The organism is Marinobacterium arenosum (assembly GCF_019795155.1).
Classification (GTDB): Bacteria; Pseudomonadota; Gammaproteobacteria; order Pseudomonadales; family Balneatricaceae; genus Marinobacterium_C; species Marinobacterium_C arenosum.
This window is the reverse complement of the sequence record NZ_JAILYN010000045.1, coordinates 23,697-36,069: the sequence shown is the minus strand read 5'-3', so window position 1 is coordinate 36,069 and position 12,373 is coordinate 23,697. Positions and strand designations below refer to the sequence as shown.

The 12,373-nt window shown below is 62.4% G+C and carries 11 protein-coding genes; 6 read left to right on the top strand and 5 right to left on the bottom strand.

The window, feature by feature from the left end:
* Positions 1–431: 431 nt before the first annotated feature.
* Positions 432–1,727 carry a tyrosine--tRNA ligase gene (gene tyrS / locus K6T12_RS17075; protein ID WP_315853625.1) on the bottom strand — a complete coding sequence of 432 codons (1,296 nt, stop codon included), beginning with the start codon at positions 1,725–1,727 and terminating at the stop codon, positions 432–434.
* A gap of 366 nt (positions 1,728–2,093) precedes the next feature.
* Here tyrS and K6T12_RS17070 point away from each other — a divergent pair, with 366 nt between their 5' ends.
* Positions 2,094–3,506: an OapA family protein gene (locus K6T12_RS17070; RefSeq protein WP_315853624.1), complete on the top strand. Its 1,413-nt coding sequence runs from the start codon at positions 2,094–2,096 to the stop codon at positions 3,504–3,506.
* Complete coding sequence (locus tag K6T12_RS17065) at positions 3,496–4,605, top strand: anhydro-N-acetylmuramic acid kinase (RefSeq protein ID WP_222224083.1); 1,110 nt, start codon at positions 3,496–3,498, stop codon at positions 4,603–4,605. Before K6T12_RS17070 ends, K6T12_RS17065 begins: the two co-directional genes overlap by 11 nt.
* Before the next feature lie 97 nt (positions 4,606–4,702).
* On the opposite strand, the gene K6T12_RS17060 is transcribed toward K6T12_RS17065, so the two are convergent.
* The 3 genes from K6T12_RS17060 to argC form a co-directional block, all read right to left on the bottom strand.
* The gene (locus tag K6T12_RS17060; RefSeq protein ID WP_222224082.1) at positions 4,703–5,149 is read right to left on the bottom strand and encodes a DsrE family protein; all 447 of its coding nucleotides are present in this window, start codon (positions 5,147–5,149) and stop codon (positions 4,703–4,705) included.
* A 39-nt stretch (positions 5,150–5,188) separates the two neighbouring features.
* Complete coding sequence (gene erpA / locus K6T12_RS17055; RefSeq protein WP_222224081.1) at positions 5,189–5,539, bottom strand: iron-sulfur cluster insertion protein ErpA; 351 nt, start codon at positions 5,537–5,539, stop codon at positions 5,189–5,191.
* A 382-nt stretch (positions 5,540–5,921) separates the two neighbouring features.
* Positions 5,922–6,956 (bottom strand): N-acetyl-gamma-glutamyl-phosphate reductase, encoded by a 1,035-nt coding sequence (gene argC / locus K6T12_RS17050; RefSeq protein WP_222224080.1) that lies wholly within the window; start codon positions 6,954–6,956, stop codon positions 5,922–5,924.
* Positions 6,957–7,239: 283 nt separating this feature from the next.
* Here argC and K6T12_RS17045 point away from each other — a divergent pair, with 283 nt between their 5' ends.
* The 4 genes from K6T12_RS17045 to K6T12_RS17030 all read left to right on the top strand — a co-directional run bounded on the left by K6T12_RS17045 (position 7,240) and on the right by K6T12_RS17030 (position 11,544).
* Positions 7,240–8,949, top strand: coding sequence for a chloride channel protein (locus K6T12_RS17045; RefSeq protein WP_222224079.1), 1,710 nt, complete (start codon positions 7,240–7,242; stop codon positions 8,947–8,949).
* A complete protein-coding gene (thiE, locus tag K6T12_RS17040; RefSeq protein WP_222224078.1) occupies positions 8,949–9,575 on the top strand; it encodes a thiamine phosphate synthase in 627 nt (208 codons plus the stop codon). The genes K6T12_RS17045 and thiE overlap by 1 nt, the downstream gene beginning before the upstream one ends.
* Positions 9,576–9,636: 61 nt before the next feature.
* On the top strand, positions 9,637–10,920 hold the full coding sequence (gene hemL / locus K6T12_RS17035) for a glutamate-1-semialdehyde 2,1-aminomutase (protein ID WP_222224077.1): 1,284 nt from the start codon (positions 9,637–9,639) through the stop codon (positions 10,918–10,920).
* A gap of 3 nt (positions 10,921–10,923) precedes the next feature.
* Positions 10,924–11,544, top strand: a complete 621-nt coding sequence (locus tag K6T12_RS17030; protein WP_222224076.1) for a hypothetical protein — start codon at positions 10,924–10,926, stop codon at positions 11,542–11,544.
* Between the two features lie 204 nt (positions 11,545–11,748).
* On the opposite strand, the gene K6T12_RS17025 is transcribed toward K6T12_RS17030, so the two are convergent.
* Positions 11,749–12,372, bottom strand: coding sequence for a tetratricopeptide repeat protein (locus K6T12_RS17025; protein ID WP_222224075.1), 624 nt, complete (start codon positions 12,370–12,372; stop codon positions 11,749–11,751).
* Position 12,373 lies beyond the last annotated feature (1 nt).

Here is a 12,373-nt window from a genome sequence, read left to right as displayed (position 1 = left end):
CTTGCCTTGATAAAGCTTTTGTTGCCTTATCCCGACAAGCGCCCACACGAATTACTTGATCAATTTGTTAAAGAGCGTGCTGAGCGTTCTGCTCAAGCGAGGCGCATATTCTAGCGAACCCCGTTTCGCTGTCAACCGTTTTTTTCAACTTTCGTCGCCGTGGCGACTGCTGTGAAGCGACTGAGAGCGGGTCGGTTATTATCGTTAATTTCGATTAGAAATCAACAACTTATTTCCGACCTTCCCGGCTTGCTGAGCGGCCGTTTCAGGCTGTCTCCCCAAGCAAGGAGGCGCATTCTACAGACCCCACCGAGGGAGTCAACCGGCCGAACGCAAAAAGTTTAAAAAATATGACAGGCACAAAAAAGGCACCCAGCCGGGTGCCTCCTTGTACCGCTGCCCTATAGTTAACTTTAGGCCAGCCACTCCGCTCACGCCAACGTGAACAGGTGATGCTTTTTCTTACCCAGTTTCACCATGAAGAACTTGCCGAAAACTGCACGATCCGCAGCAAAGACTGTCGCGGCATTCATGTTGTCCTCGACACCGCAGGCCTCGCCGTTGACCACAACCGCATTACGCTGCAGCGCGTCCTTGACCTGTTTGCCACCCGGTGCCATACCGGCCTCCGACAGCAATGTGGTCAGCGGATGCTCGGTGAAATCGCCCGGCAGCGCGGACGACGGCAGACCATCCAGACTCAGCTGCTGATAGTCGGATTCGCTCAGTTCCGCCAAGTCACCGGAGAACAGCGCCTGGGTAATCCGCTGCGCAGCGGCCAGCCCGGCTTCACCATGCACCAGCTTGGTCACTTCACGCGCCAGCACTGCCTGCGCTTCCGGACGCCCCTCACGGGCCGCGTCCGCCTGCTCGATGGCATCGATCTCTTCGACCGGCAGGAAAGTGAAGAATTTCAGGAAGCGGTACACGTCGGCATCCGGCGTCTGCAACCAGAACTGGTAGAACGCGTACGGAGAGGTCTTCGCCGCATCCAGCCAGACCGCACCACCTTCGGTCTTACCGAACTTGGTACCGTCCGACTTGGTGATCAGCGGCAGCGTCATGCCATGCACCTGGGCGCCGTTCATGCGGCGGGTCAGTTCGATACCGCCGGTGATATTGCCCCACTGATCGGAGCCACCGATCTGCAGACTACAGCCGTACATTTTATTCAGCTGCTGGAAGTCGAAGGACTGCAGAATCTGGTAGGTAAACTCGGTGAACGAGATACCGCTACCCTCCCGTTCGATCCGCTGCTTGACCGACTCCTTGGCGATCATCTTGTTAACCGAGAAGTGCTTGCCGACATCACGCAGGAAGCTCAGTACATCGACGCCGGCAGTCCAGTCGTAGTTGTTGGCCAGGATTGCGCCATCTTCATCATTGAATTCGATGAAGCGGCTGATCTGGTTTTTCAGGCAGTTACTCCACTGGGCAACGATCTCGGTGGAGTTCAGCTGGCGTTCCTGATCCTTGAAACTCGGGTCACCGATCATGCCGGTAGCGCCACCAACCAGGGCGACTGGCCGATGGCCATAGTCCTGGAATCGCTTCAGCATCAGCAGGGGTACCAGGTGGCCGAGATGCAGACTGTCCGCTGTCGGATCAAAGCCGCAATAGAGCGTCACCGGGCCGGCGGCCAGGTGCTGTTCCAACTCCTCTTCGCTGGTCGTCTGCGCGATCAGCCCACGAGCTTTCAAATCCTGAAGAAGCGTCATCTCGCTCATGCTCTCTGTGTACCCCACATAGTGAATAGCCTGTAATTCAAGCGCTGTTAATAAGTCCGGGCATAGTTTACCCACAGCCAGACGGGCAAACAAATGCCAACCCCGGGAACTTCCGAACAAGTCTATTGCCTTCTCTTACATAAAACAGCCGATCAGTAATAATCAAAAAGCATAAGCACTCTGACAGAGCCGCCCCGCAGTCGACTATAGATAAAGACCCCTAGCGGCCAGTCAGAGATTGCCCCAAAAGATAACCGGTCAAATTCCGCCGCGACGGGGGTCAATTTCCAGCCAATTCTGCCGACATGACTATATGAAATATGCGTATAATGCCGCTTTAACAATAACCAGAAACAGGAGTCAGGGGTGCTAGCAGCGCAGTTGAAAGAGAAGCTGTCCGCAGTTTCAGGCAAACTTCATTTTCCAACCGTCCACCTGGTTGCCGTGTCCATCTGTGTTGTGATTCTGGCTATTACGCTGACCCTGCTGCCCTCCAAGCGGGTCGAGGCGACCCGTAGCAGCCAACCGCTGGAGCTTGAAGTGGCGGCCCCGGAACCGGCGCTGAGCAAAACCGACCCGATCGCCGCGCTGGCGGACAAAGTCGCGCCGCAACCGGAACAAACTCCGCCGCCCCCTGCCGCAGCGCAGGAGAACTGGCTCAAGTTCAAGGTCGGCAAGGGCGACACCCTGTCCGGCATGTTCGACAAGGCCGGCCTGCCGGCCCGCACCGCGCTGGCGGTGGCCAATGCCGCCAAAGGCAAAAAAGCCTTCAACCGGATCTATCCGGGTGAAAGCCTGCAGTTCCTGATCGAGGACGGCGAACTGGTCAAGGCCCGCCATGTCCACAACCGTCTTAGCAGCACCATCGCCCTGCGCACCGACCAAGGCTTCCGGATCGACACCATCGAGCGCGCGCCTGATATCGAACTGCGCTATACCGAGGCGGTGATCGACGACTCCATGTTCCTGGCCGGCGAGCGCGCCGGTATGCCCAGCCGCATCATCATGTCAATGGCCAGCATTTTCGGCTGGGATATCGACTTTGCGATGGATATCCGCAAAGGCGACCGGTTCAATATCCTCTATGAGGAGAAATACCTCGACGGCGAGAAGATCGGCACCGGTGCGATCGTTGCCGCCGAGTTCACCAACCAGGGCCGCACCTATACCGCCCTGCGTTACACTGATCGTGACGGCAATACCAGCTACTACACGCCGGACGGCCGCAGCATGCGCAAAGCCTTCCTGCGCACCCCGGTCGACTTCGCCCGCATCAGTTCCTACTTCAACCTGAAGCGTAAGCACCCGATCCTGAACCGGATTCGCGCACACAAAGGGGTCGATTATGCGGCCAGCACCGGCACCCCGATCCGCGCCGCCGGGGACGGCAAGATCATCCACCGGGGCCGCAAGGGTGGCTACGGCAACGCCGTCATACTGCAGCACGGCAGCAATATCACCACCCTCTACGCCCATATGAACAATTACCGTCGCGGCCAGAAAGTCGGCAGCAAGGTCAAACAGGGCGACATCATCGGCTATGTCGGTAAAACCGGCCTGGCCAGCGGCCCGCACCTGCATTATGAATTCCGCGTCAACGGCGTTCACAAGAACCCGCTGAAGGTGAAATTGCCGGACGCGGCGCCGATCCGCAAAGGTGAACGGGAGCGCTTTGCCGAAATGGCCTCGCTGCTGCTGACCCAGTTGCGCAGCCAGAACGGCGCCCTGCTGGCCAGCAGCGACAGCGATAAAGACCAACCGCACGACAATGAAGGCTGATCTCTACATCGGCCTGATGTCCGGCACCAGCCTGGACAGCATCGACGCGGTTGCGGCCCGGTTCACGCCCGAATTTGAGTTGATAGGCCACTGCAGTTGCGAACTGCCGGAAGCGTTGCGCGACAGCATCCTGCAACTAACCCAGCCGGGCGACAACGAGATCGACCAGCTGGGCGAGCTGGATCTGGCACTGGGCCGGGAGTTTGCCGCCGCCGCCAACCAGTTGATTCGACAGCTGGACCTGAACACCGATCAGGTCGCCGCGATCGGCAGTCACGGCCAGACTATCCGCCACCGGCCGGCGCAGCAGTTCACGCTGCAGATCGGCGACCCCAACAGCATCGCCGAACTGACCGGCATCACCACTATTGCCGATTTCCGCCGTCGTGACATGGCCGCCGGCGGCCAGGGCGCACCGCTGGTACCCGCCTTCCATGAAGCGCTGTTCCGCAGTGCGCACCGTAACCGCTATATCGTCAATATCGGCGGCATGGCCAATGTGACCCGCTTGCCGGCCGACCGCAGCCAGCCGGTCTGGGGCTACGACACCGGGCCCGGCAACGTGCTGCTGGACAGCTGGATTCAACGGCAGCAGGGGCTCGGCTATGACCACAACGGCCAGTGGGCCAGCCAGGGCAAGCCGCATCAGCCGCTGTTGACGCAGTTGCTGGCCCTGCCCTATTTCCAGCAACCACCGCCGAAAAGCACCGGCCGTGAACAGTTCAACCAAGCCTGGCTCGACCAGCATCTGGCAGGACTCGATGCAGCCGTGGTGGCGGTCGATGTACAGGCAACCTTGCTTGAGCTGACCGCCCATTCCATCAGCGACCAGATCCGCCTGCAGCCCGATTGGCAGCACAGTGAGGTGTACCTGTGCGGTGGTGGCGCCCACAACGCTGTGCTGCGACAGCGTATCCAGCAACTGCTGACCCCGGCCAAAGTAACCACGACTGAAGCACTGGGATTGGCACCCGACTGGGTTGAAGCGGCAGCTTTCGCCTGGCTGGCCTATCGTACCCAAACCCGCAAACCCGGCTCGCTGGCCAGTGTCACCGGCGCGCAGGGCGATCGCATACTGGGCGCCATCTACCCTGCCTGACCGCGGTCATGGCTAAATTGGAACGCGCTCAGCGGACTGAATTAGGCCAATCAAGGCCAATCCGTAAGAATCCGTCGATCAATTTGATTCAGGAAGATCAGAAATAACGGAAGCCCTGCCGCTTCAGGCGACGCTCTTCCGACGGGCCAAACGGCACCGTTTCGATAAAGGCGGGCAGTTCCGAGCGCTGGACATTGTTGACCCGCATCCAGCTCTCGCAGACTTTCACATCGATCACCCGGAAGGCGTCCAACTGGGCAGCCAGGTCGATCAGCTTACGGTATCGCTGCCGGTTTGCGGCACGAAATACCTCCGCTTCGCTACCATGCAGGATAAAGACGATCGGCTCGAAGTCGTTATAGTCGCGCGCCTGCTCCACCAGTGAACTGGCGCGCTGCAATATCGCTTCGATCTCCATTGGGGAGTGGACCCGGATCTCGGCAAGATACCCGCCACCGGGTTCAATGGGCGACTGCAGCGGCTGTGCCGGTGCGGCGCTGCCATACAGCGCCAACACCAGAGCCATCAGCCTGACCAAGCTCATAATGCCCTCCAGAGCACCACCGAGCCGCCCAACGAGCGATCAGATCGAGAAGGAGGAGCCACACCCGCAAGTGGTGCTGGCATTGGGGTTGCTTACGACGAACTGCGAGCCCTGCAACCCCTCCTTGTAATCCACCTGGGCGCCCGCCAGATACTGGAAGCTCATCGCGTCGACCACCAGAGTGACGCCCTGGTTTTCCACCGCGGTATCATCGTCGGCAACGTTTTCATCGAACGTGAAGCCATAGGAGAAACCGGCACAACCGCCGCCGGTGATATACACCCGCAGCTTGAGGTTGTCGTTTTCCTCCTCCTCAATGAGGCGTCGCACCTTCAAGGCCGCCGTATCGGTAAAGGTCAACGGTACGTTCTGGTCAGCGGATTCTGTCATCGATACTCACACCTGTGGATTTTGCAGGCCCTATTATCCTCTTACCCTACAAAAGCAGTCAAGTATTAGGAACCTGCGAACAAGTCCCTTGGGCCTCTGGCTTTCGGAGCGGTCAGAGATCAATACCCACACTCAAGGGCATAAAGGCAACGATTACAGGCGTACTGGTTGTCCCCGGCGCGCCGGCCGGACGTAAATCGTTAACGCAGAGCTCTGATCGCCCGGGTGCCGGACCACCGAAAGCCCCGGAGGGCGGGCTCTATAACGGCCAGATGCTTTGTCAGGCAGCTTGGAAAGGACGCGTCATTCCGCTGCGCTGCCTTTCGCGCATCTGGCCGTTATAGAGCCCGCAGAGAACATAAGGGACTTATTCGCAGGTTCCTTAGGGCATCAGGGCAACCTGCTCCAGGCCACAGGTCTCATCGAAGCCGAACAGGATGTTCATATTCTGGACGGCCTGGCCGGCGGCCCCCTTGACCAGGTTGTCGATCACCGACAGTACTACCACGGTATCGTCACCCTGCGGCCGGTGCACCGCAATCCGGCACATGTTGGAGCCCTTGGCGCTACGGGTCTGCGGATGGCTGCCGGCCGGCATCACATCAACGAACGGCTCATTGGCGTAGCGCTCTTCGAACAGCTGCTGCAAGCCCGGATCGACCGGATCCTTCAGCACCCCGTACAGGGTAGCGTGGATACCACGGATCATTGGCGTCAGGTGCGGTACGAAGGTCAAGTTGACCGGCCGACCCGCCGCTTCGCTCAGCCCCTGCTTGATCTCCGGCAGATGGCGGTGGCCGTGCACGCCGTAGGCGTTCATGCTTTCGCTGGCTTCGCACAGCAGGGTGCCGACGTTGGCACCGCGGCCGGCGCCGCTGACACCGGATTTACAATCGGCGATCAGCCGCCGTCGGTCGATCAACTGGCGCTCGATCAGCGGCAGGAAGCCCAGCTGGGCGGCGGTCGGGTAGCAGCCCGGACAGGCGATCAGCTGTGCTTCGCGAATCTGTTCGCGGTGCACCTCCGGCAAGCCATAGACCGCCTGGGCGGCCAGTTCCGGCGCGGTATGCTCCATACCGTACCACTTGGACCAGAGCTCCAGGTCACGGATCCGGAAATCGGCCCCCAGGTCGATCACCTTGACGCCACGCGCCACCAGCTCCGGCGCCATGCTCATCGCCACGCCGTGCGGGGTGGCGAAGAACACCAGGTCGCAACGGGCCAGGGTATCGACGCTCGGCACGCTGAATGCCAGATCATGGTGGCCGCGCAGGTTCGGGAACATATCGGCAACGCGGATACCCTCTTCCGAACGGGAGGTGATCACCTCCACTTTCACCTGCGGGTGGTTCGCCAGAATCCGCAGCAGCTCGACACCGGTATAGCCGGTGCCACCTACGATACCTACCTTGATCACAGCCATCTCTCCTACCAGCCCGGCAAACAGCCGGACGCAAAGATCATCTTAAAACCGCCACGCCCCATGCAAAGCGCCGCGGCCCAAACCCGTGGACCCGTTCAAATAGCAGAGTGACGTAAAAAAAACGGGCCGGTTCTGGTAACGTATGATACTCGCCAGTGGCCCCAAAGACTATTGAGACACAGTGATAAGATAAGGCTGTCGTCGCCCCCAGCCAGATCGGCCACCGGCACTCGGCCCTGCACACAGACAATAACTCGAACAGGCTGAACCCGACTCGATGGATAACCCCCTTTGGTCGCTGGAGAACTTTCGCGACCGCCTGGCCCATACCGATGCCCTGCCCCAGCTGGTAATACTGGGGGTACTGTCCGGCATCGCCACCGCACTGCTGATTTCGCTGTTCCGGTTGATGGTGGCTGCACCGCTGGAGTTTCTGCTGCCCCATGCCGATGCCTTCGAATCCATGCCCGGCTGGGCCCGCTTCCTGCTGCCGGTGGCCGGCAGCCTGGCACTGATCGCCCTGCTGGCCAGCATTCCGGCCGCCGCCCGCAAGGTCGGCGTGGTGCATGTACTGGAGCGGATCAGCTATCACCAGAGCCAGCTGCCGCTGGGCAACATGCTGAACCAGCTGGCCTGCGCCAGCATTGCGCTGATCAGCGGCCATTCGGTCGGTCGTGAAGGCCCGGCAATCCATATCGGCGCCGCCTGCAGCAGCCTGCTCGGCCAATACCTCCACCTGCCCAACAACTCGTTGCGACTGCTGGTCGGCTGCGGCAGCGCCGCCGCCATCGCCGCCGCCTTCAACACCCCACTGGCCGGGGTGATCTTCGCCATGGAGGTGATCCTGCTGGAATATTCGGCGGTCGGTTTCGTGCCGATCATGGTCGCCGCGGTCACCGCCGATGTCACCAACCGGCTGCTGCTCGGCAGCGAGGCGGTGCTGGATGTGCCGTCGCTGACCATCGCCTCACTGGCCGAGGTGCCCTACATCATGCTGGTCGGCGTGCTGATCGGCCTGATTGCCGCCGCATTCAACCATATCGTCCGACAGACCATCCGGCTGTCTGAGCTTCCACTGTCGCTGCGGCTGCTCTGCGCCGGCCTGCTGACCGGCCTGGTCGCGCTCTGGGTGCCGGAGGTGATGGGGATCGGTTACGACAGCGTCTCCGCCAGCCTGTCCGGCACCTTCGGCTTACAGACGCTGTTGATCCTGCTGCTCGCCAAGGGCCTGCTGACCCCGCTGATCATCGGCCTGGGCGTGCCGGGCGGTTCGATCGGCCCGACCTTCTTTATCGGCGCCATGGCCGGCGGCGCGATGGGGCAGATCGGCGCCAGCCTGGTCGATCTGCAGGTTTCAGAATCCGGCTTCTATGCCATGCTCGGCATGGGCGCGATGATGGGCGCGGTGCTCAATGCCCCGCTGGCGGCGCTGACCGCACTGTTGGAACTAACCGGCAATCCCAATATTATCCTGCCCGGCATGATCGCCATCGTCATCGGCAACCTGACCGTCCGCTACCTGCTGAACACCCCGTCGCTGTTTATCACCACGTTACGCGCCCAGGGACTGGACTACCGCGACCAGCCGCTGAGCCAGGCGCTGTCGCGCGCCGCCGTCGGCAGTCTGATGAGCCGTCAGTTCCAGCTGAGCGAGGCTTCGCTGCCCCGCAGCGAAGCCGAACAGCTGTGCCATCAGCATACCGAACTGCTGATCCGCCGCGACAACCAGTACGCCCTGCTGCCCTGCGCCGACCTGCGCCAGTGGCTCGACCAGCACCCGGAAGCCCCAAGTGCCGAGCTGTTCGAGATTCCGGCGATGCGTCGCGACCTGGCGCCGATCTCGTTCCGCGCCACCCTGAAAGAAGCACTCGACAACATGAACAAACAGGGCGTCGACACCCTCTATGTCGAATCGAACCGGGGTGCGATCCTCGGCCTGCTCAGCCGCCAACAGCTCGAACAATACTACCTGCAGGAGCAACACTGATGTCCCGACCGACCCTGCGTGGCCTCTACGCCATTACCGACAGCACCCTGATGGCCGACGACCGACGACTGCTCGACTCGGTCGAGCAGGCCCTGCGCGGCGGCGCCCGGATCGTGCAATACCGCGACAAGTCCGACGACGATGCCAAGCGGTTGCGCCAGGCCAGCGCACTGAACGAACTCTGCCGCCGGTTCGAGATACCGTTGATCATCAACGACGACCCGCAACTGGCCCATCGGAGCGGTGCCGCCGGGGTCCACCTCGGCCAGCAGGATGGCGCCCTGGCCGAAACCCGCCAACTGCTGGGCGCCGAGGCGATCATCGGCATCACCTGCCACGATTCCCTCGCCCTGGCGCAGCACGCCGCCCGGGGCGGCGCCGACTATGTCGCTTTCGGTGCCTTCTTCCCGTCGCGCACCAAGCCCGATGCCCGGCCGGCGCGACTGTCGGTATTGGACGAGGCTCGCCGGCAGGTCCAGCTACCGACAGTGGCGATCGGCGGCATTAGCGTGGATAATGCCGGCCAAATCATCGCGGCCGGCGCCGACATGGTGGCGGTGGTGCACGCACTGTTCGCCGCCGACGATATCCGCGCCCAGGCGCGCCGCTTCCAGCAACAGTTCTGAATATCCATTTTTTATTTTTACTTCTTTTCATTTTTCCAATTGATCGACAGGGAGACTGACCATGTCCCGTTCCGAAACGCTGTTCGAACAAGCGCAAGCCCATATCCCGGGCGGCGTTAACTCCCCGGTACGCGCCTTCAAAGGCGTCGGTGGCACGCCGCTGTTCTTCAAATCCGGCCAGGGCGCCTACCTGCTGGACGAAGACGGCAAGCGCTATATCGACTACGTCGGTTCCTGGGGGCCGATGATCCTCGGCCACGCCGATGAACGGGTGGTCGGCGCGGTACGCGCGGCACTGGACAACGGCCTGGGCTTCGGTGCACCGACCGAGATCGAGATCGAGATGGCCGACAAGGTCTGCCAGCTGATGCCGAACATCGAGATGGTACGGATGGTCAGCTCCGGCACCGAAGCGACCATGAGCGCGATCCGGCTGGCACGCGGCTACACCGGTCGCGACAAGATCGTCAAGTTCGAGGGCTGCTACCACGGCCACTCCGACTCGCTGCTGGTCAAGGCCGGCTCCGGCGCACTGACCCTGGGCGAGCCGAACTCGCCGGGGGTACCGGCGGCACTGGCCGAACACACCATCACGCTGAACTTCAACGACCTCGATTCGGTACGCCAGGCGTTCGCCGAGATCGGCGAGCAGATCGCCTGCATCATCGTCGAACCGGTGGCCGGCAACATGAACTGCATCCCGCCGCAGGACGGCTTCCTGCAGGGGCTGCGCGAGGTCTGCGACCAGCATGGCAGCGTGCTGATCTTCGACGAGGTGATGACCGGCTTCCGGGTGGCGCTGGGCGGCGCCCAGGCGGTCTACGGCGTCAAGCCGGACCTGACCACCCTGGGCAAGGTGATCGGCGGCGGTCTGCCGGTCGGCGCCTTCGGCGGCAAGCGCGAGATCATGCAGCATATCGCCCCGCTCGGCCCGGTCTACCAGGCCGGCACCCTGTCCGGCAATCCGCTGGCGATGGCCGCCGGCCTGGCGATGCTGAACGCGATCAGCGAACCGGGCTTCTACCAGCAGCTGTCCGCCAAGGTGGAACTGCTGACCCAGGGGCTGGAAGCGGTCGCCGCCGCCAACGGCGTACCGTTCACCACCAGCCGGGTCGGCGGCATGTTCGGCCTGTTCTTCACCGACCAGGCCCAGGTGACCAGCTTCGCCGAATCCACCGCCTGCGATGCCGACAAGTTCGGCCGCTTCTTCCACGGCATGCTGCAGGAAGGTGTCTACCTGGCACCGTCGGCGTTCGAAGCCGGCTTCGTCTCCGCCGCCCACAGCCAGGCGGATATCGAGGCGACCATCGCCGCGGCCGACAGCGTGTTTGCCAAGCTGGCCTAAGCCATGATGGAGATGCTGAACAGCCTGGTACTGCTGCTGGCAGCGGCTATCGCCGCCGGCCTGCTGTACCGCGGCGCCGAACGGGTTGCCGAGCAGCAGCGTGGGCATCTGCTGGTGCTTAGCCTGGCCAGCGGCTTTATCGCCCTGTCCGGGCTGGCCGAGCTGCTGCTGGATAGCACCGGCCAGGACAGCCAGACGCTGAAGCGGCTGCTGACCAACCTGGCCGACTATGCCGCGCTGCCGCTGATCGGCAGCGCACTGCTGGCGCTGGCGCGCGGCTGGCAGTGGAGCCAGGCCGCTTGGGGACGCTGGCTGCTGGTGCTGTTCGCGCTGTTCGAGCTGTTCCGACGGGCGGAACTGGGCAACGACTACAGCGCGGCACTGGTATTGGTGGTGGCCGCCTGCTGGCTGCTCGGCAGCCTGTTGCTGGGCGCCGCTCGCCAGCCGTTGCTGCTGCTCGGCGCGCTGCTGGCGGCCGCTACGCTGGTACTGCTCAGTCCGCACAGCCCACTGGCAGCGACCGGCCTGCCGCAGCTCTACGGTCTCGGCCTGGCGGTTGCGCTTCTTTTACTGGCTAGCCAATTGCCGGCGACGTTGCAGGCCAGCACCGGAAAGGCAAGCTAAGCTAGCCATTCAGGCTAGCTGTAGGAACAGCTCAGGCTGGGCAGAGTCAGTCGCAACCTGAACGTTTTACGGTCGCTCGCAAAGCGAGCTGCTACAAAGCTTAGCTCCCGCAGCTGCACAGCAAACATAGAAAAGCCCGCTCAGTTGAGCGGGCTTTTGTTTTTAACAATTTGTTTTTAATAATGATTCAGGCCATGGGAGCAATCAGTAGCGGGCAGCCCGTTCGCGCGCCTCGCGCGCGCCCTGGCGGTCACCATCAGCCTGGCGCACGTCGGCCACCAGCAGCCACAATGCCCTCTGCATCGCCGGTTGGCCACCGGACAGTTCCAGTCCGCGCAGCGCCAGCTGCTCGGCCTGGCGGTACTGCTGCTGACGGCGCCGCAGCTCCGCCAACTGGTAGTAGACTTCGGGGTCGCGCGGCGCGATCCGCTGGGCCCGTTCCAGGCTGCTCTGGGCGGCCAGCAGCTCGCCCTGAGCGGCCTGCTGGCGGGCATTGTTCAACAACGCCACCACCGCCGCATTACGCGGCTGCCGGCTCTGCGGCGGCAGCACCGGCAGCGGCGCGGCCTGCGGCGCCTGATCCGGCACGGATGAATTTAACGGCGCGCTCTCCAGCGGCCGGGTCTGCAACACCGGCGGAGCCACCGGGGTCACGGTAACGCCGCTGGACTCCCGGCGCGATTCGATCTGTACCTCCCCGCCGGCGGGCGCCGAGCGATCCTCCACCGGCACCCGGTAGCCCTGGCCGGCACAACCGGCCAGCAACGTGACCGCCAGCGCCGCCATGGGCAAGCGAATGGATTGTACCGATCGAACTCTCTGCATCATC